The following is an 18,153-nucleotide window of genomic DNA, read 5'->3' on the forward strand; positions in this document are numbered from 1 at the left end:
ATTGTCGCCGCGGATGGGCTGGGCTAGGGTGCCCGCAAGGTAGGTGCAGAGTGATCGAGCAGAAGTCTCTTATCCGGATGGAGGCCCAGCTGTCCAAGCTGATGGCGCAGAAGATGGGCCACAAAAGCGGGCCCTTCGACAAGCGCCTTGCCAAGTCGCTGCGGCGGGCGCCCGCAAGTGTGAAAAAGGCCGCGCAGGGCTTTACCCAGGCGCGCCAGTTGACCCAGCATCCCAAGCTGCGCCACCAGGTGGACGGGCCCAAGCTGCAAGTGCAGTTCGCGACGCTGGTCGACTATCTTACCCGGATCGACGTGGCCGACCGGCGTAGGGGGTTGATCTTGTCCACTCTGGGCAGTGTCAGTTTCGGTCTTTTGGTGGTCTTCGCGGCCTTTATGGCCTGGCTGATATGGCGCGGCTATCTGTAGCCCATGGCGCCCGGTGCAGAGCCCCGCGAAACACCACTGTCACCGTGACAAAGCTGACGTACAGCAGAAGATACCACGATCCCATCTTGGCAAAGCTCACCTGATCAAACGGGTTCTGTCCTGCATATAGCCACGTGCCAGTCATCGTCCCGATATTCTCGGCTAGCCACAGGAAAAAGCCGGACAGAAATGCGGCCAGTGGCAGGGGCATCCAATACCAGTTCTCTCCGATCCGGAACCAGATACGGGTGCGCAGGTAGAGGATCAGCGTGGCTGCAAACAGTGCCAGTCGGATGTCGGGCAGGAAGTGATGGGCAAAGAAGTTCACATAGATCGCCGTCGCCAATACCAAGGTCGTCCAGAATGGCGGGTAGGGCGCGAATTGCATGTCGAACAGGCGGATCACGCGGGCCATGTAGCTGCCGACAGATGCATACATGAAGCCCGAAAACAGCGGCACCCCCATCAGTTTCAACACCCCCGGTTCGGGATAGGCCCAACTGCCGGCCTGAACCTTGAACAGCTCCATCGCGGTGCCGGTCAGATGGAACAGCAGGATGACGCGGGCCTCGGCCCAGCTTTCAAGCTTGAGCGCAAGGAACAGTGCTTGCAGGCTGATCGCCACGACGACCAGAAAGTCATAGCGGTGAAACGCCCAGTCCGGTTGCCAGATCGCGCGGGTCAGCAGGATCGCGCCCAAAAGGCAAATGCCGAACAGGCAGGCCCAGCCCTGTTTCAGCACGAACATGACGAACTCGGCCGCCCAATGGGGCAGGCGCGCGCGCATCCAGTCGCCTAAGCTGCGTTCAATTCCAAGGGTTTGTGGGGCGTGTTCGGGCATAATCGACAATCAAAATGAATTTTGGAATGCCCCATATAAAAGCGCCGCCGCTGGGCTGTCCAGCGGCGGCGCCTAATCACGCATCTGTCCCGATTACAGGTTCGGGTAGAGCGGGAACTTCTGGCACAGGGCCTCAACTTCGGCCTGCACCTTGGCTTCGACTTCGGCGTTGGCTTCTTCACCATTGGCGGCCAGGCCGTCGACGACCTCGACGATCCAGTCGGCGATCTGGCGGAACTCGGCCTCGCCGAATCCGCGGGTGGTGCCGGCGGGGGTACCCAGACGGATGCCGCTGGTGACCATCGGTTTTTCCGGATCGAACGGGATGCCGTTCTTGTTGCAGGTGATGTGCGCGCGCTCCAGCGCCTTTTCGGTCGCGTTGCCTTTGACGCCTTTGGGGCGCAGGTCAACCAGCATCACGTGGGTGTCGGTGCCACCGGTCACGATGTCCAGGCCGCCCTTCATCAGCTGATCTGCCAGGGCAACGGCGTTTGCACGTACCTGTTTCTGGTAGGTCTTGAACTCGGGTCGCAGCGCCTCGCCGAAGGCCACGGCCTTGGCCGCGATCACGTGCATCAGCGGGCCGCCCTGAATACCGGGGAAAATGGCCGAGTTGACCTTTTTCGCGATGTCCGGGTTGTTGGTCAGGATCATGCCGCCACGCGGGCCGCGCAGGGTTTTGTGCGTGGTTGTGGTGGCCACGTCGGCATAGGGGAAGGGCGAGGGATGCTCGCCCGCCGCGACCAGACCGGCAAAGTGGGCCATGTCGACCATCAGATAGGCGCCAACGCTGTCGGCGATCTCGCGGAACTTGGCAAAATCGATCTGACGCGGAATGGCCGAGCCGCCGGCGATGATCAGCTTGGGCTGATGCTCGGTCGCCAGTTCCTGAACCTGGTCATAGTCGATCAGGTTGTCCTGCTTGCGCACGCCGTACTGGATGGCGTTGAACCATTTGCCCGACTGGTTGGGGGCGGCGCCGTGGGTCAGGTGACCGCCCGAGGCCAGGTTCATTCCCAAAATGGTGTCGCCGGGCTTGATCAGCGCGGTGAAAGCACCTTGGTTGGCCTGAGAGCCCGAGTTGGGCTGTACGTTGGCGAACTCACAACCGAACAGCTCTTTGGCGCGATCGATGGCCAGTTGCTCGGCCACGTCCACGTACTGGCAACCGCCATAGTAACGACGGCCGGGATAACCTTCGGCGTATTTGTTGGTCATGACAGAGCCCTGGGCCTCCATCACGGCGGCCGAAACGATGTTTTCGGACGCAATCAGCTCGATCTCGTGGCGCTGGCGACCCAGCTCATCGGTGATCGACTTGAAAAGTTCGGGATCGCGCGAGGCAAGCGCTTCGGTGAAGAAACCGGAATCGGACATTCATATGCTCCGTCATGGCAGTTGGATGGCGCGTACCTAAAGGAAACATGACACAGAAGAAAGACCCGAATGCGACCATGCGGCAGTTGATGACGGCAGGGCTGGCACCTAAGGCAATCTTGTGGTTCGATTAGGAACGGAATGAGCCGCTTAGGAAACAGGGCAGGGCAGGCATGACGCTACGCATCGCATTTACAGCCAGTGACGCGCATACCGCGCAAACCGCTCGTGCGGCGCTGGTCAGCCGCTATGGCTCGGTCCCCGAGGAAGAGGCCAACGTGATCGTCGCCCTTGGCGGGGATGGCTTTATGCTGCAGACCCTGCACCGGACCCAGCATCTGGACGTGCCGGTCTATGGGATGAACCGCGGCACCGTGGGCTTCTTGATGAATGAATACGCCGAAAGCGATTTGCTGGATCGTCTGTCGGACGCAGAAGAGGCGGTCATCAACCCCTTGTCGATGAAAGCAACTTGCGAGGATGGCTCGGTGCATCAGGCGCTGGCGATCAACGAGGTCTCGGTGCTGCGGGCTGGCCCCCAAGCGGCACGCCTAAAGATCACCGTAGATGGCCGGTTGCGGATGGAAGAGCTGGTCTGCGATGGTGCGCTGCTGGCGACACCTGCTGGATCGACGGCCTATAACTATTCGGCGCATGGGCCGATCCTGCCGATAGGTTCAGACGTGCTGGCGCTGACCGCGATCGCACCGTTCCGGCCGCGGCGCTGGCGCGGGGCGTTGCTGCCGAAAACCGCGAATGTGCGCTTTGACGTGGTCGACCCGGACAAGCGCCCGGTAATGGCGGATGCTGACAGCAATTCGGTCGAGAACGTGATCAGTGTCGAGATCCGCTCGGAACCTGATATCGCGCACCGCATCCTGTTCGACCCCGGTCACGGGCTGGAAGAACGCCTGATTCGAGAGCAATTCGTTTAATAGAAGCGCACGCGCGTCAGGTTGACCGGCCCGTCTTCCGGTAGGATCGCATAGCTGTGCAGAGTCTCGGGCCGCGGTGATCGGCGCAACACGCCGCCAATTGGTGTGAAATCGGAAAGTAGCAGGTTCACAGTCTGCCAATCGCGCGTCACGGGCAGTTCAGCCCGATACCCTTGCCCCGGTCGCATCGACGCAGTGCGCAGGATCATTGCGCAGGCCTCAGCCTCGCCGCTGAGAGCGACCAACACGCCGCGTGTATTAGTCGCGAGTGGCCGAACAATGCGGACCAGCCCACCCGCAGCGCGTGGCGGCTCGGCGGGTTCGGGCGGCAGCGCAGGTGTGCCGGCGCAAACGGGCGCGGGCTCCAGCGCGAAATCGTCAAACAGCAGCATTGTCGGGCGATCCCCTGAAAGATCCGTTCGCGAATCGAGAATTACAGATGTTCTATTTTTGTTCTCTTTTCTGCCCGCATGCAATCCCCCACCTCTGCCCGCATGCAATCCCCCACCGATCTGCCGCAAAAGAAAAGCCCCGCACTAAGGCGGGGCCAGTCGGGGGTTTGAATTGTCTTGTGCTTACTTGGCGTAGCCGATGGTTTGCAGCGCCTCTTTGATCTCGTCCAGGATGACCGGATCATCGATGGTGGCGGGCATCTTGAACTCTTTACCATCCGCGATCGAAACCATGGTGCCGCGCAAAATCTTGCCCGAGCGGGTCTTGGGCAAACGATCCACCACGACCGCCAGTTTAAAGGCCGCCACGGGTCCGATTTTCTCGCGGACCAGTTTGACGACTTCCTTGACCACCTCGGCGTTGTCGCGATCCGCGCCAGCGTTCAGGCACAAGAAGCCAACCGGCATCTGGCCTTTCAGCTGGTCGGTCACACCAATCACAGCGCATTCGGCCACATCGGGATGAGAGGCCAGCACTTCCTCCATGCCGCCGGTAGACAGACGGTGGCCCGCCACGTTGATCACGTCATCGGTGCGCGCCATGATGTAGACATAGCCGTCTTCATCGATCATGCCCGCATCGCCGGTTTCGTAATAGCCGGGGAAGGTGTTCAGATAGGACTTTTTAAAGCGCTCTTCAGCGTTCCACAGCGTCGGCAGCGTACCCGGAGGCAGCGGTAGCTTGATCGCGATCGCGCCCAGGGTGCCCGCGGGTACGGGGTGTCCCGCATCATCCAGGATTTCAACTTCATAACCCGGCATTGGCACGGTAGGAGAGCCCAGCTTGGTCGGCAGTTCCTCGATCCCAAGGGGGTTCGCGGCGATGGCCCAACCGGTTTCGGTCTGCCACCAGTGATCCACAACGGGCACGTTCAGCTGTTCCTGTGCCCAGACGATGGTGTCGGGGTCAGCACGCTCGCCGGCCAGGTACACTTGTTTCAGGCAGGACAGATCATATTTTTTGACGTATTCGCCGGTCGGGTCCTCGCGTTTCACCGCGCGGAAGGCCGTGGGGGCGGTGAAGAACGATTTGACCTTGTGTTCGGAAATCACCCGCCAGAAGGTCCCCGCGTCGGGGGTACCAATGGGTTTGCCCTCGAAGACGATAGTTGTGTTGCCGTGGATCAGCGGGCCATAGCAGATGTAGCTATGGCCAACGACCCAACCCACGTCCGAGGCCGCCCAGAACACATCGCCCGGATCGACGTTATAGAGGTTCTTCATCGTCCAGTTCAGCGCGACCAGCTGGCCTGCGGTGTGGCGGATGACGCCCTTGGGCTGACCCGTAGTGCCCGAGGTGTACAGGATATAGGCGGGGTGGTCGCCTTCGACCGGGACACATTCGGCCGGCTCGACACCGTATTGGAAGCCGTGCCAGTTGAAGTCACGACCGGGGATTAGCTCGGCCACTTCCTGTTCGCGCTGGAAGATGACGGTAAAGTCGGGCTTGTGCTCGGCCAGATCGATGGCGCCGTCCAGCAGAGGCTTGTAGTGGACCACGCGGCCCGGCTCCAACCCGCAGGATGCAGCGATGATGGCCTTGGGTTTGGCGTCGTCAATCCGCACGGCCAGTTCGTTCGCGGCAAAGCCACCGAACACGACCGAGTGCACGGCGCCAAGGCGCGCGCAGGCCAGCATGGCCTCAAGCGCTTCGGGGACCATCGGCATGTAGATGATGACGCGGTCGCCCTTCTCGATGCCCTTGGCCCGCAGCGCGCCGGCCAGGTTGGCAACACGGTTGCGCAGCTCGACATAGCTGATTTCGCGCTTGGTGTGGGTGATGGGCGAATCGTAGATGATCGCGGTTTGCTCGCCCCGGCCATTTTCGACGTGACGGTCGACGGCGTTCCAGCAGGTGTTAACTTTGGCGTCCTTGAACCATTCGTACAGGGGTGCGTTGTCATCGAACAAAGCCTTGGTTGGGGCGCTGTCCCAGTCGATGGCCTGGGCGGCCTCCATCCAGAAACTTTCCGGATCCGATTTCCAGGCGTTGTACACGTCTTGGTATGCCATTGTATGCCTCCTCCTACGGGTTGCAACTTTGGTACGAAGAGCCAGAGATTCCCGCAACAATTTTGGCAAGACAGCGACAGAATTTCGCACAAGTTTGCAGATTTTAGCCAATTTTCACAAAAACACTTTGCAAAAACGTTGAATATATAACGTTTTCGGCGAAGTTGATGTGTAATTTGCAAACTTTACCGCATTGGGCCGTTTAGGGCCGTATGCCCCCCGAATACAAAAAGGCGGGCCCCGCAGGACCCGCCTTGGCTGCTAATCCGGTGGTTGGATCAGCTGTATTGCGTCACCGGAGTGCCCGCAATGGCAGCCATGTTCAGCAGCCCGCGCGCGGTGATCGAGGGCGAGACGATATGCGCCCGGTTGCCCATGCCCATCAGGATGGGGCCGACCTCCAGTCCGTTGCCCTGAACCTTCAGCGTGTTGCGCACGGCGCTGGCCGTGTCAGCATTGGCAAAGATCAGCACATTTGCAGCGCCCTCGATGCGGCTGTTGGGCAGGGCGCGCTCGCGGATTTCCGGGTCCAGAGCGGTGTCCACATTCATCTCGCCTTCGTAGGCGAAATCGCGCGGACGGCTATCCAGAATTTCCAGGGCCGCGCGCTGACGCAGGCCGGTGCCGGTGTTCAAGTTGCCGAATTGCGATTGCGAGCACAGTGCGATCTTGGGCTCTAGGCCGAAGCGGCGCACGTGACGAGCCGCACCGATCACGCTGCGGGCGATCTCTTCGGCGGTGGGCTTCTCGTTCACATGGGTGTCAGCGATGAACAGAGGACGATCCTCCATGATCATCAAAGACAAGGCGCCATGCGGCTGGCGTGTTTCGTCCGACAGCAGCTGCGTGACATAGTTCAGGTGCCAGCGATACTGACCGAAGGTGCCGCAAATCAGGCTGTCAGCCTCGTTCCGGTGCACCATGATGGCGGCGATGGCCGTGGTATTGGTGCGCATGATCGCCTTGGCCAGATCGGGCGTGACGCCGCGGCGCGCCATGACCTCGTGATAGGTCGACCAGTAGTCATAGTACCGCTTGTCATGTTCGGGGTTCACAACGTGGAAATCGCGATCGGGGCGAACCGTCAGGCCAGCGCGTTCACAGCGGGCCTCGATCACCTCGGGGCGACCGATCAGGATGGGCTGTTCGGTGGTTTCCTCCAGCATGGCCTGAGCTGTTCGCAGCACGCGTTCATCCTCGCCCTCGGCGAAAACGATGCGGCGGCTGGCGGTGCGGGCGGCCTCAAACACAGGGCGCATGAGCAGGGCAGATTTGAATACCGACTGGTTCAGCTTGGCCTTGTAGGCTTCCAGATCCGCAAGTGGGCGTGCGGCGACGCCAGTTTCCATCGCGGCCTTCGCAACCGAGGACGACACGACGCTGGACAAACGCGGATCGAAGGGCTTGGGGATCAGGTAATCCACGCCAAAGTTAAGGCGTTCACCCTGATAGGCCGCGGCCGCTTCGGCGCTGGTGGTGGCGCGGGCCAGTTCGGCGATGCCGTCGATGCAGGCCAGCTGCATCTGGTCGTTGATCTCGGTCGCGCCCACATCCAATGCCCCGCGGAAAATGAACGGAAAGCACAAGACGTTGTTAACCTGGTTGGGATAGTCGCTGCGGCCGGTCGCAATGATCGCATCGGGGGCAACTTCACGTGCCAGTTCGGGCAGGATTTCCGGGGTCGGATTGGCCAGCGCAAAGATCACCGGCTGTTTGGTCATCTTGGCGACCATGTCCTGCGTCAGAACTCCGGGCCCCGACAGGCCCAGGAACATGTCCGCGCCTTCGATGACATCGTCCAGTGTCCGCTTGTCCGAGGCTTGGGCAAAGGCCGCTTTCTGAGGGTTCATATCCTCGGTCCGGCCTTCATAGACCAGCCCGTGGATGTCGCACAGCCAGACGTTTTCACGTTTAACGCCCAGCTTCAGCAGCATGTTCAGGCAGGCGATTCCCGCAGCGCCGCCGCCGGTGCTGACGATCTTGATGTCCTCGAATTTCTTGCCCGCAACGTGCAGGGCATTTTTCGCAGCCGCGCCGACGACAATGGCGGTGCCGTGCTGGTCGTCGTGGAAAACGGGGATGTTCATCCGCTCGCGGCAGAGTTTTTCGACAATAAAACAATCAGGAGCCTTGATGTCCTCAAGGTTGATTGCACCAAACGTTGGCTCCATCGCGCAGACCAGATCGGCCAGCCGCTCGGGGTCGGTTTCATTTAGTTCAATGTCAAAACAATCGATATTGGCGAACTTCTTGAATAGGACAGCTTTGCCCTCCATCACCGGTTTGCTGGCCAGCGCCCCGATATTGCCAAGGCCCAGAACGGCCGATCCGTTTGACACGACAGCCACCAGATTGCCGCGCGCCGTGTATTTGCTGGCGTTTGCGGGGTCTTCCTTGATCTCAAGGCAGGCCTCGGCGACGCCGGGCGAGTAGGCGCGGCTTAGATCGCGTCCATTCGCCAAAGGCTTGGTGGCGCGGATCTCAAGCTTCCCTGGTTTGGGATACTCATGATAAAACAGCGCCGCGTCGCGCAGCGCCTCTTTCGAATTGTCGGACATCGGTTCCTCCCGATTGAAACTAGTTTAGCCTTAAACAAAAGGCCGAAGAAAGAAAAGAGACGTTAGGTCATCTTAGACCCTATGCCGCAGCCGGTCTTGCAAATCTTTGGAACCAGACGCAAAGTTTTGCGCATTACAAAGGAGTCCTGCCATGTCCTTGTTGGATGCTGCCCGCGCTGTGCGGGAAAACGCCTATGCCCCTTATTCGAAATTCAAGGTCGGTGCGGCCGTCCGCTCGGTCAGTGGCGCTGTCTATTCGGGGTGTAACGTGGAAAACGTCGCTTACCCCGAAGGCACTTGCGCCGAAGCGGGCGCCATCGCGGCCATGATCGCCGCAGGCGAGACTGAATTGGTCGAGGTTTGTGTGATCGCCGACAGCCCTCAGCCGGTGACGCCTTGCGGTGGGTGCCGACAAAAGCTGGCTGAATTCGGTCGCGGCGATGTCACCGTGCGCATGGCCACTGTTGATGGGCCTGAAACCACGGTCACCATCGCTGATCTGCTGCCCGGCGCCTTCGATCGATCGCACATGGACCGGACCTGAACGCTCATGGACGCCCGTGAGACCTTGATGCGGTTGCGTGACGGGCTGACCCCCGACGATGCCGAACTGCGCGCCTTTGCGATGGGGCTTGCCGATGGCTCGGTTAGTGATGCGCAGGCCGGGGCGTTTGCCATGGCCGTCTGCACGCGCGGGTTGCCGGGGTCCGGGCGGGTAACGCTGACCCAAGCCATGCGAGATTCGGGCGACGTTCTGAAATGGGATCTGGATCGCCCCGTGCTGGACAAGCATTCAACCGGAGGCGTGGGCGATTGTGTTTCGCTGATCCTTGCCCCGGCGCTGGCAGCATGCGGGGCGGCCGTGCCGATGATCTCGGGGCGGGGGCTGGGTCATAGCGGCGGCACACTGGACAAGCTGGAAGCAATCCCGGGCTTCAGAACGCAAGTTCAAACTGATGAGCTGCGTCAGATCGTTCACCAAATAGGCTGTGCCATCGTCAGTGCCAGCGCGGATATCGCACCTGCAGACAAGCGGCTTTATGCGGTGCGCGACGTCACCGGAACGGTCGAAAGCATCGACCTGATCACCGCCTCGATCCTGTCCAAAAAGCTGGCCGCCGGACTGGAGGGGTTGGTGCTGGACGTCAAAGTTGGCTCGGGTGCGTTCATGAAAACAGCTGACGATGCAAGAGAGTTGGCGCAGAGCCTTGTGACTACGGCCAATGGGGCCGGGTGCCGGACCAGCGCGCTGATCACTGATATGTCTCAGCCCCTGGCCTCCAACTTGGGTAACGCACTGGAACTGGCCAGCGTCATGCGGGTTCTGTCTGCAGACGCGCAAGATCGGCTGTTGCAGGTGACGCTTGCGCTGGGGGCAGAGCTTTTGGCGCAAGCCGAGATTTATGAAGATGCACAATCAGCGTCTGACGCGCTGAAGCGTACCATTGCAGACGGCACTGCAGCCGAGGTTTTTGGCCGGATGATCGCAGCCCAGGGCGGGCCTGTGGATTTCGTCGAGTCATGGCAGCGATATCTGCCCGCCGCGCCCGTCACCATGGCCGTTCCCGCCCCGGTTTCGGGTTATGTGGCCGGATGGGATGGTGTCACGCTGGGCATGGCTGTGGTGCATCTGGGCGGAGGGCGCCAAGTCGAGACCGACCAGATAGACCCAACCGTCGGATTAGAGAACGTGGCGCCTTTGGGCACGCGCGTTCAGGCCGGTGACCCCGTGGCGGTTATCCATGCAGCGGATCGATCTCAGGCGGAAGTTGCAGTGAGTCGCGTTCAAAAAGCCATTACGATCAACGAGGTAGCGCCGGTTCAGCCTCTGCTCATCCACGAGAGGATCACCTGATGCCGCGTGCGTTTCTGGTTGTGATGGATAGCGTTGGCATCGGCGGCGCCCCGGATGCAGATCAGTTTTTCAACGGATCCTTGCCGGATACCGGGGCGAACACCGTGGCGCATATTGCACAAGAATGCGCAGCCGGACGGGCCGAGAAGGGGCGCAGCGGCCCCCTTTGCCTGCCTCAATTAGACGCGATGGGATTGGGGGCGGCGGTGCGGTTGGCCTCGGGTGATGACACGCCGGGTCTGACGCATGATCCCGCTGGCTTGTGGGGCGCCGCGACCGAGCTGAGCCGGGGCAAGGATACCCCCTCGGGCCATTGGGAACTGGCGGGCGTGCCGGTGCCTTGGGACTGGCATTATTTCCCCGATTCCTCTCCGGCCATTCCGGCAGATATCACCGACAAAGTTCAGCAAATCTGCGGCGCTGGGGGCGTGTTGGGAAACTGCCATGCCTCGGGCACGCAGATCATCGCCACCCATGGCGCCGAGCATCTGCGGACCGGTTGGCCAATCCTGTATACCTCGGCTGACAGTGTGTTGCAGATCGCCGCCCACGAACAGCATTTCGGCCTGGAACGCTTGTTGAACCTGTGCAAACAGCTGGCGCCCATGGTGCACGAGCGCAAAGTCGGCCGGGTCATCGCGCGGCCGTTTGTGGGCTCTGAGGCAGAGGGATTCACCCGCACGACAAATCGCAAGGATTTCGCAATCGCCCCGCCCAGCCCGACGTTGTGCGATTGGGTGCAGTCTGCCGGGCGGCCTGTTTACGCGGTTGGGAAAATCGGGGACATCTTCTCGATGCAGGGGATCGACGAGGTGCGAAAGGGCACGGACGCGCAGTTGATGATGCATCTGTCAGATCTGGTGGACGAGGCCGCAGACGGCAGCCTGACCTTCGCCAATTTTGTCGAATTCGACAGCCTGTATGGCCACCGCCGCGACGTGTCAGGCTATGCGCGTGCGCTTGAATGGTTTGACACCGAAGTAGGCAAGATCCTACCTGGTTTGCGCCCGGGTGATTTGCTGTTGATCACCGCAGATCACGGCAATGACCCCACCTGGAGCGGAACCGATCACACCCGTGAACGGGTGCCTGTTTTGGGCTATGGACTGGGCGCCCAACCTGTTGGCAACGTGATGTTTTCTGATATAGCAGCCTCGGTGGCGACGCATTTGGGTGTTGCTTCTCTTGGCCCGGGAAAATCGTTCATATGAGCTGGAAATCCACCCCAAAAATTGAGCTTCACCAGCATATCGAGGGCGCCGCTCCCCCGGGGTTCATTCGCGGGTTGGCGCAGGAAAAATCGGTCAATCTGGACGGTGTTTTTGACGGACGCGGCCACTATGCCTTTGGCGATTTCGCGCGTTTTCTACAGGTCTACGAGGCCGCCACCGAGGTGCTGAAAACACCTCAGGATTACCAACGTCTGACCCGCGCCGTGCTGGAACAATGCGCAGATCATGGGGTGATCTACGCCGAGACCTTTATCAGCCCTGATTTCTGCGGTGGCCGCGACTTGGGCGCTTGGCGCGAGTATCTTCATGCTATCCAAGAGGCCGCGGACGAGGCCGAAACTGACATGGGAATTATTCTGCGCGGCATCGTGACCTGCGTGCGTCATTTCGGGCCGGACAAGGCCAAAGAGACTGCAATCTGCGCGGCCGAAACGGCGGGCGACTGGATTGTGGGTTTCGGCATGGGCGGAGATGAAACCATGGGCACGCAGGGTGACTTCGCATGGGCCTTTGACTGCGCCCGCGAGGCCGAATTGCGGCTGACCACACATGCGGGCGAATGGGGCGGGCCGAGCGCGATCCGGCAGGCGCTGGAGCTGGGGGTCGACCGCATCGGCCACGGTGTCCGTGCGATTGAGGATCCGGCTTTGGTCGATCACCTGGCCGAAACGGGCACCGTGCTTGAGGTTTGTCCCGGTTCAAACGTGGCGCTGGGGCTCTATCGTGATTTTGCCCATCACCCCATTGCACGCCTGCGCGATGCAGGAGTAAAGGTGACAGTATCCACCGATGATCCGCCGTTTTTCCACACAACGATGACGCGGGAATTCGAAGAGCTGGAGCGCGCTTTTGGCTGGGGCGAAGAAGACTTTGCCGCGCTTACGCAAACATCTCTGGCGGCGGCGTTCTGCGACGAACTCACCCGCGAGAAACTGAAAAAACGATTGGAGACAGCATGACTGACCACCTTACCGTTGTTGACCACCCGCTGGTGCAGCATAAGCTTTCGATCATGCGCGACAAAGCGACCTCGAGCGCCAGTTTCCGTCGCCTTCTGCACGAGATCAGCCAGCTTTTGGCCTATGAAATCACCCGCGAGATGGAAATGACCACCAAAACCGTCGAAACCCCGATGGAGACGATGGAGGCCCCGGTTCTGGCGGGGAAAAAGATGGCGCTGATCTCGATCTTGCGGGCGGGGAACGGCCTGTTGGACGGTGTGCTGGAGCTTATCCCGGCCGCGCGTGTTGGCTTTGTGGGTCTATATCGTGACGAGAAAACGCTGGAGCCGGTGCAGTATTACTTCAAGGTGCCCGAGAGCCTTGAGGATCGTCTTGTCATCGCCGTGGATCCGATGCTGGCAACGGGCAATTCGTCCGCAGCCGCGATTGACTTGCTGAAGCAGGCAGGCGCCAAGAACATCCGTTTCATGTGCCTGTTGGCCGCCCCCGAAGGCGTTGCCCGGATGAAGGAAGCGCACCCCGATGTGCCTATCGTTACGGCCGCTTTGGATCGTTGTCTGAATGACAAAGGATATATCATGCCGGGACTAGGTGATGCGGGTGACCGGATGTTTGGCACAAAATAAGCTGCAGAGCTTTACTCAAACACCCAAATCGTGCAAGTTTTGGCAAAAGCCTTTCCATGGGGTCCTCATGCCGTTTTCAAAAGTTCTGTCTTCCGCTGTTTTTGCACTGATCCTTGGGGCTGGCGGCGTTGCCGCGCAGGGTCTTGGGGGCACGGGAATGCCAGCCGAATTCCCACCGGCCTCGTATAAGGGTAAGCAATATGTGGACAGCCGTGGGTGTGTCTACATCCGCGCCGGCGTTGATGGAAACGTGACCTGGGTGCCGCGCGTGACCCGCTCGCGTCAGCCGATTTGCGGGGCCCAGCCGACCTTTGCCAAGGCGGCCCCGGCGCCCGAGCCCAAACCAGTGGCCGCGCCCAAGCCAAAAACCAAAGTGGTTCAAGCGCCCAAGCCCGCCCCCAAGGCCGCGCCCAAACCTGCGCAGACCCCAAAACCGGTGCCCAGCCGCGTGGTTCGCGCCACCAAACCCGCACCCGCCGCACCCAAGCCGGTGATCGTGAAGGCCCCTGCGCCCAAGCGCGTTGCCCCGGCACAGATCGAAGCGCCCAAGATGGCCTCGTGCCCCAATTTCGGGGCCAGCGGAAAATATATGACCGGCCCTGGTCTGCGTTGCGGCCCGCAAGATGTATCACCCGTGGGTTACAGCAATGGGGCTGACATGGTTTCCATTACTCCGAGGCCCCGGATTCTGCCGCGTCAGGTTTTCGAGGCTGTGCCCGCAACCTCGCGTGACGTGAAAGTGCCCGCTGGCTACAGGCCCGTGTGGGAGGATGATCGGCTGAACCCACAGCGCGGTCCTCGCGGCGCGACCGGGCAAGCACAGATGGAGCTGGTCTGGACCAACACCGTTCCGCGTAAGCTGGTTGAAAAACGCACCGGCCGGGATGTAACCCGCTTTAACCCGAACGTGACCTATCCCTATACCGATCTTGCCACGCAACAGCGCACCAAGGCCTTCGCTTATATGAAAAAGCCGGTTGTTGCGACCAAGGGCACGACAACGAAAACGGTCAAGCCTCGGGCGGTGGTGTCCAGCAAATCGGCGCCGGCGACCAAACCGGTTGTGACCAGTGGCAAGAAATACGTGCAGGTTGGCACATTCGGTGTGCCTGCCAACGCGCAGCGGACTGCGGCGCGGTTGCAGGGCTCGGGCCTGCCGGTGCGGATCGGCCGCTATTCCAAGGGCGGCAAGCAGTATCAGATCGTGATGGCAGGGCCTTTCGGTTCGGCCCAGCAACTGAATGCGGCCCTTGCAACAGCCCGAGGTGCCGGGTTCCGCGACGCGTTCCTGCGTTAACTCATTCGGCGTCACAGATTTCCTGAAGACGGACCCACTCGGCATCCTGCAGGATCACCGGGGCCGTCTGACCACGCAGAGGGTCGGCCTCGATCAGGGGCAAGGTCGCCTCGCCGGACACGTCCAGGGCATAGGCATAGGGCGCGGCGGGGATTTGCGCCTGCCCAAAGGCCTGCAGCAAGGCCTGATCGGGCACAGGGCTGCGAGGATTTGCCAGAACGGTTTCGGCATATCCGGCCAATGTGTCCTGCGGTAGCGTTCCGGTGGTCAGCAGGCGCAGCGTGTCGGTAAAGCCGCTTTGGTCCAGCAGCTGCGCCAGCGGGTCAACCTGGGCGCTGCGCGTCAGCTCGGCCAGCACAAAGCCCGCGACGACGGCGGGATCCTCGTATTCCTCGATCAGGCGACGGCTTATCAGCAGGATCTGACCGGGCAGCATCACTGTTTCAGACAGGCCCGCGCGCATCACCACGATCTGGCGGGCGCCATGGCCAGCAAGCTGCACCCGCGTGGCCAGATGGTCCAGAACCGCTGCCGTGCCCGGCGCTGCGCAGGTCTGGCCGGTCAGGCGTTCGGCGTGGGTCAGCAGCCGGGCGCCCAGATCCTGGCGCTTGACCTCGGGGACGACGCGAACGGTGTGGCGCAGCATCGCGCCGGGCAGCCACAAAGTGCCCAACAGCCCCATGGTCAGCACCACAAACCCCAGGATCATCAGGCGCAAACGCCCGGGTTTGGCCCGTCCGCGCCCGACGGCCTGACGCAGTTTTTCGATGGCGCTGATCATCTCGGATTCCGTGTCAGGCAGTTCCAAAACTTCATCAGGATCGCCATCGGGGTGATAGATCGCGGGGGTCTCGCCGGGGTTGGCGCGTTCGATCGCGGCCAGAGACCAGTGGGTCAGCGGGCGTTCCTGTGAATCGGTGATGACCAGCGTGGCATCGCCGATCGAGACGATCACCTCGCGTCGCTGTGTGTCCGCGTCGGGGCGCCATAGACCAGTGGCTTCGATCCGCTGGTATTTCTCAAGTGCCGTCATTCCGGGCTGCCCTGCCTCTTTCGTTACCTGTTGAATAACACGGGCAGGGCGGGGGCGTCCATCCGCCCCCGTTCACATCCGTTTCAGCGATTTGGCGCCTAAAGGGATTTTGCGATGGTGCGCAGCTCGAACTTCTGGATTTTCCCGGTCGAGGTTTTGGGCAGTTCCTGGAAAACCACCTTCTTCGGGGTTTTGAACCCGGCCAGATGCTCGCGCGCAAAGGCGATCATCCCGGCCTCGTCTGCGCTGTGGCCGTCCTTGAGTTCAACAAAGGCGCAGGGCACCTCGCCCCATTTTTCGTCCGGCTTGGCAACGACCGCGCACAGCAGCACATCGGGATGGCCCATCAGCACGCCCTCGACCTCGACCGAGCTGATGTTTTCCCCGCCCGAGATGATGATGTCCTTGGCCCGATCAGCGATCTGCACATAGGTATCGGGGTGCTGGATCGCGATGTCCCCGGTGTGGAAATAGCCACCCTTGAAGGCCTCGGCCGTGGCTTCGGGGTTCTTCAAATAGCCCTTCATCACCCCGTTTCCGCGCATCACAATCTCGCCCTGAGTGGTGCTATCCATAGGGATTTGTTGCATTTTTTCGTCGACGACGGTGATGTGTTCGTAGATCGGCATGGCCACACCCTGCCGGGCCTTGATCGCGGCGCGATCTGCGCCCTCCAGCGGTTCCCACATCTCTTTCCAGGTGCATTCGGTGGCGGGGCCGTAGACTTCGGTCAGCCCGTAAACCTGCGTCACGTTAAAGCCCATAGGCTCAATCTTGGCCAGCGTCGCGGGGGCAGGGGGGGCGCCTGCGGTGAAAACCTCGACCACGTGATCAAAGTCGCGCCGGTCGCTTTCGGGTGCGTTCACCAACGTATTCAACACGATGGGCGCGCCGCCGAAATGAGTCGCGCCCTCGTCTGCGATGGCATCGAAAACCGCCTTGGCCGTGATGTCGCGGCAGCAGATCACGGTGCCGCCATAGGCAGGCATCAACCACGTGTGGCACCAGCCGTTGCAGTGGAAAAGCGGCACGATGGTCAGGTATTTCGGATGAAGTTGCAGCCGCCAGCTGATCGCCTGCCCCATCGCGTTCAGATAGGCGCCTCGGTGGTGGTAAACCACGCCCTTGGGCCGTCCGGTGGTGCCCGAGGTATAGTTCAGCGCGATGCTTTCCCATTCGTCTTGGGGCATGATCCACTGGAATTCAGGATCGCCCGAGGCCAGTAGCTCTTCATACTCCATATAGTGGCCATGCGCGTGCACGCCGGCCTGATCGTCGGCGACCTCGATCACGATGGGCGCGGGCCCCTCCATGGTCTCGATGGCCTGAGCGACGACGGGCAGGAACTGCGGGTCCACCAGCACCACCTTGGCGCCACCGTGATCCAGGATATATGCAATCGTGTCGGTTTCCAGACGGGTGTTGATCGTGTTCAGAACGGCCCCGCAGGCTGGCACGCCGAAATGGGCTTCGGCCTGGGCGGGCAGGTTGGGAATGACGGTGGCCACCACATCGCCGGGCTGCACCCCCAGCTTGACCAGCCCCGAGGCCAGCCGCGTCACCCGCTCGTGATACTGTGTGTAGGTCTTGCGATGGGTGCCATAGACCACGGCCAGCAGGTCGGGAAACACGTCCTTGGCCCGGTTCAGCCATGACAGGGGCGTCAAGGGAACATAGTTCGCCGCGTTCTTCTCAAGCCCGGTTTCGTCCTGCATCCAGCCCATGGTGTCCTCCTCTGGGGTCTTCAAATCGTGGCGAATTATGCGGGCGATTGGCGTAGGGCACAATTCGTAAGAATGCGTAGATCGGCGATATTTCCGCACGCCGTGGACTTTTCGGCGGGCGGTCAATCGGTTAGCGTCCGCGCATGATCCTGTCGCATGGCCGCCAATATATCTTCATCCACATTCCCAAGACGGGGGGCACCTCCATGGCATTGGCGCTGGAGGCGCGCGCCATGAAGGATGATCTTATGCTGGGGGACACCCCCAAGGCAAAGCGTCGCCGCTCGCGGGTGTCAGACAGCCAGGCGGCGGGGCGGCTGTGGAAACACTCAACCCTTGCCGATATCGACGGATTGGCAACGCCCGCGCAAATTACCGAGTATTTCACCTTCACCCTGGTGCGAAACCCCTGGGATCGGGTGGTTAGCTATTACCACTGGCTGCGCGACCAGAACTTCGACCATCCCGCCGTTCGCTTGGCAAAATCTCATGATTTCAGTGGGTTCATCAATCATCCGCATACGCAGATATCGCTCAAGTCGGCACCCTATGCTTTTTATATGACCGATCTCAGGGGGCGCGAGCAGTGCAATTGCTACATCCGGCTGGAGCATTTTGAAAAGGACGCCCAGCCCTTGTGGGATCACCTTGGGTTCAAGCTCGAGCTGGGCCACGTGAACCGGTCAAACCGTGTGGGCTATCACAGGTATTACACGGACGCGGACGCCGCGTTGGTTCATGATATCTGCGCGGATGACATCGCGCGTTTCGGCTACAGCTACGACTAAACTCCGCGCTCTGAACGCAGCGCCAGCGGCCCGCA

The 18,153-nt window shown here is 61.0% G+C and carries 16 protein-coding genes; 9 read left to right on the top strand and 7 right to left on the bottom strand.

Annotated features, from left to right (window positions below):
• Positions 1 to 50 precede the first annotated feature (50 nt).
• Positions 51 to 425 carry a hypothetical protein gene (locus ACOQOQ_RS07740; protein WP_420569560.1) on the top strand — a complete coding sequence of 125 codons (375 nt, stop codon included), beginning with the start codon at positions 51 to 53 and terminating at the stop codon, positions 423 to 425.
• Here ACOQOQ_RS07740 and ACOQOQ_RS07745 read toward each other — a convergent pair.
• The gene (locus tag ACOQOQ_RS07745) at positions 391 to 1,212 is read right to left on the bottom strand and encodes a DUF817 domain-containing protein (RefSeq protein ID WP_420569561.1); all 822 of its coding nucleotides are present in this window, start codon (positions 1,210 to 1,212) and stop codon (positions 391 to 393) included. The two genes, ACOQOQ_RS07740 and ACOQOQ_RS07745, sit on opposite strands and share 35 nt — an antisense overlap.
• Positions 1,213 to 1,359: 147 nt before the next feature.
• The gene (gene glyA, locus ACOQOQ_RS07750) at positions 1,360 to 2,643 is read right to left on the bottom strand and encodes a serine hydroxymethyltransferase (protein ID WP_420569562.1); all 1,284 of its coding nucleotides are present in this window, start codon (positions 2,641 to 2,643) and stop codon (positions 1,360 to 1,362) included.
• Between the two features lie 173 nt (positions 2,644 to 2,816).
• Between glyA and ACOQOQ_RS07755 the strand changes: the two genes are divergently transcribed.
• Entirely contained in the window at positions 2,817 to 3,578 is a 762-nt protein-coding gene (locus ACOQOQ_RS07755; RefSeq protein ID WP_420569563.1) for an NAD kinase, read from the top strand.
• Here ACOQOQ_RS07755 and ACOQOQ_RS07760 read toward each other — a convergent pair.
• The 3 genes from ACOQOQ_RS07760 to ACOQOQ_RS07770 form a co-directional block, all read right to left on the bottom strand.
• On the bottom strand, positions 3,575 to 3,970 hold the full coding sequence (locus tag ACOQOQ_RS07760) for a hypothetical protein (protein ID WP_420569564.1): 396 nt from the start codon (positions 3,968 to 3,970) through the stop codon (positions 3,575 to 3,577). The genes ACOQOQ_RS07755 and ACOQOQ_RS07760 overlap by 4 nt on opposite strands.
• Positions 3,971 to 4,153: 183 nt before the next feature.
• A complete protein-coding gene (gene prpE / locus ACOQOQ_RS07765; RefSeq protein WP_420569565.1) occupies positions 4,154 to 6,043 on the bottom strand; it encodes a propionate-CoA ligase PrpE in 1,890 nt (629 codons plus the stop codon).
• A 278-nt stretch (positions 6,044 to 6,321) separates the two neighbouring features.
• On the bottom strand, positions 6,322 to 8,601 hold the full coding sequence (locus tag ACOQOQ_RS07770; RefSeq protein WP_420569566.1) for an NADP-dependent malic enzyme: 2,280 nt from the start codon (positions 8,599 to 8,601) through the stop codon (positions 6,322 to 6,324).
• 151 nt (positions 8,602 to 8,752) lie between these two features.
• On the opposite strand from ACOQOQ_RS07770, the gene ACOQOQ_RS07775 reads away from it, so the two are divergent.
• From ACOQOQ_RS07775 to ACOQOQ_RS07800, 6 genes are all read left to right on the top strand, one after another.
• Entirely contained in the window at positions 8,753 to 9,145 is a 393-nt protein-coding gene (locus tag ACOQOQ_RS07775; protein ID WP_420569567.1) for a cytidine deaminase, read from the top strand.
• Positions 9,146 to 9,151: 6 nt separating this feature from the next.
• Complete coding sequence (locus ACOQOQ_RS07780; RefSeq protein WP_420569568.1) at positions 9,152 to 10,456, top strand: thymidine phosphorylase; 1,305 nt, start codon at positions 9,152 to 9,154, stop codon at positions 10,454 to 10,456.
• Positions 10,456 to 11,667, top strand: coding sequence for a phosphopentomutase (locus ACOQOQ_RS07785; protein ID WP_281708170.1), 1,212 nt, complete (start codon positions 10,456 to 10,458; stop codon positions 11,665 to 11,667). The genes ACOQOQ_RS07780 and ACOQOQ_RS07785 overlap by 1 nt, the downstream gene beginning before the upstream one ends.
• Complete coding sequence (locus ACOQOQ_RS07790; RefSeq protein ID WP_281708169.1) at positions 11,664 to 12,647, top strand: adenosine deaminase; 984 nt, start codon at positions 11,664 to 11,666, stop codon at positions 12,645 to 12,647. Before ACOQOQ_RS07785 ends, ACOQOQ_RS07790 begins: the two co-directional genes overlap by 4 nt.
• Positions 12,644 to 13,276 carry a uracil phosphoribosyltransferase gene (gene upp / locus ACOQOQ_RS07795; protein WP_420569569.1) on the top strand — a complete coding sequence of 211 codons (633 nt, stop codon included), beginning with the start codon at positions 12,644 to 12,646 and terminating at the stop codon, positions 13,274 to 13,276. Before ACOQOQ_RS07790 ends, upp begins: the two co-directional genes overlap by 4 nt.
• A 67-nt stretch (positions 13,277 to 13,343) precedes the next feature.
• Positions 13,344 to 14,573, top strand: a complete 1,230-nt coding sequence (locus ACOQOQ_RS07800; RefSeq protein WP_420569570.1) for an SPOR domain-containing protein — start codon at positions 13,344 to 13,346, stop codon at positions 14,571 to 14,573.
• Position 14,574: 1 nt separating this feature from the next.
• Here the strand turns inward: ACOQOQ_RS07800 and ACOQOQ_RS07805 are convergent, their stop codons facing one another.
• Both ACOQOQ_RS07805 and ACOQOQ_RS07810 read right to left on the bottom strand, forming a co-directional pair.
• The gene (locus tag ACOQOQ_RS07805) at positions 14,575 to 15,606 is read right to left on the bottom strand and encodes a hypothetical protein (protein ID WP_420569571.1); all 1,032 of its coding nucleotides are present in this window, start codon (positions 15,604 to 15,606) and stop codon (positions 14,575 to 14,577) included.
• 98 nt (positions 15,607 to 15,704) lie between these two features.
• Positions 15,705 to 17,330, bottom strand: coding sequence for an AMP-binding protein (locus ACOQOQ_RS07810; RefSeq protein ID WP_420569572.1), 1,626 nt, complete (start codon positions 17,328 to 17,330; stop codon positions 15,705 to 15,707).
• Between the two features lie 143 nt (positions 17,331 to 17,473).
• Between ACOQOQ_RS07810 and ACOQOQ_RS07815 the strand changes: the two genes are divergently transcribed.
• Positions 17,474 to 18,118, top strand: a complete 645-nt coding sequence (locus ACOQOQ_RS07815) for a sulfotransferase family 2 domain-containing protein (RefSeq protein WP_420569573.1) — start codon at positions 17,474 to 17,476, stop codon at positions 18,116 to 18,118.
• Positions 18,119 to 18,153 lie beyond the last annotated feature (35 nt).

The sequence above is a fragment of the Thalassovita sp. genome (assembly GCF_965218685.1).
Taxonomy (GTDB): Bacteria; Pseudomonadota; Alphaproteobacteria; order Rhodobacterales; family Rhodobacteraceae; genus Thalassobius.

Coding starts and splice junctions, on each gene's coding strand:
- upp (WP_420569569.1), top strand. CDS start 12,644: ATGACTGACCACCTTACCGTTGTTGACCACCCGCTGGTGCAGCATAAG.
- ACOQOQ_RS07760 (WP_420569564.1), bottom strand. CDS start 3,970: ATGCTGCTGTTTGACGATTTCGCGCTGGAGCCCGCGCCCGTTTGCGCC.
- ACOQOQ_RS07780 (WP_420569568.1), top strand. CDS start 9,152: ATGGACGCCCGTGAGACCTTGATGCGGTTGCGTGACGGGCTGACCCCC.
- ACOQOQ_RS07810 (WP_420569572.1), bottom strand. CDS start 17,330: ATGGGCTGGATGCAGGACGAAACCGGGCTTGAGAAGAACGCGGCGAAC.
- ACOQOQ_RS07775 (WP_420569567.1), top strand. CDS start 8,753: ATGTCCTTGTTGGATGCTGCCCGCGCTGTGCGGGAAAACGCCTATGCC.
- ACOQOQ_RS07755 (WP_420569563.1), top strand. CDS start 2,817: ATGACGCTACGCATCGCATTTACAGCCAGTGACGCGCATACCGCGCAA.
- ACOQOQ_RS07745 (WP_420569561.1), bottom strand. CDS start 1,212: ATGCGCGCGCGCCTGCCCCATTGGGCGGCCGAGTTCGTCATGTTCGTG.
- ACOQOQ_RS07785 (WP_281708170.1), top strand. CDS start 10,456: ATGCCGCGTGCGTTTCTGGTTGTGATGGATAGCGTTGGCATCGGCGGC.
- ACOQOQ_RS07815 (WP_420569573.1), top strand. CDS start 17,474: ATGATCCTGTCGCATGGCCGCCAATATATCTTCATCCACATTCCCAAG.
- prpE (WP_420569565.1), bottom strand. CDS start 6,043: ATGGCATACCAAGACGTGTACAACGCCTGGAAATCGGATCCGGAAAGT.
- ACOQOQ_RS07805 (WP_420569571.1), bottom strand. CDS start 15,606: ATGACGGCACTTGAGAAATACCAGCGGATCGAAGCCACTGGTCTATGG.
- ACOQOQ_RS07770 (WP_420569566.1), bottom strand. CDS start 8,601: ATGTCCGACAATTCGAAAGAGGCGCTGCGCGACGCGGCGCTGTTTTAT.
- ACOQOQ_RS07790 (WP_281708169.1), top strand. CDS start 11,664: ATGAGCTGGAAATCCACCCCAAAAATTGAGCTTCACCAGCATATCGAG.
- glyA (WP_420569562.1), bottom strand. CDS start 2,643: ATGTCCGATTCCGGTTTCTTCACCGAAGCGCTTGCCTCGCGCGATCCC.
- ACOQOQ_RS07800 (WP_420569570.1), top strand. CDS start 13,344: ATGCCGTTTTCAAAAGTTCTGTCTTCCGCTGTTTTTGCACTGATCCTT.